We start from the raw sequence: 209 nt of genomic DNA on the forward strand, positions 1-209 counted from the left end.
CCCAGTTAAGACTCGGTTTCCCTGCGGCTCCCCTATGCGGTTAACCTTGCTACAGAATATAAGTCGCTGACCCATTATACAAAAGGTACGCAGTCACCCTGATAAATCAAGGCTCCCACTGCTTGTACGTACACGGTTTCAGGTTCTCTTTCACTCCCCTCGCCGGGGTTCTTTTCGCCTTTCCCTCACGGTACTGGTTCACTATCGGT

The 209-nt window shown here is 51.2% G+C and carries 1 rRNA gene; it reads right to left on the reverse strand.

Going from position 1 to position 209, the window contains the following annotated elements:
- Window positions 1-209: ribosomal RNA gene (locus Xbed_RS19280) — 23S ribosomal RNA — on the reverse strand; the annotation flags it as partial.

The organism is Xenorhabdus beddingii (genome assembly GCF_002127545.1).
In the GTDB taxonomy this organism is placed as follows: domain Bacteria; phylum Pseudomonadota; class Gammaproteobacteria; order Enterobacterales; family Enterobacteriaceae; genus Xenorhabdus; species Xenorhabdus beddingii.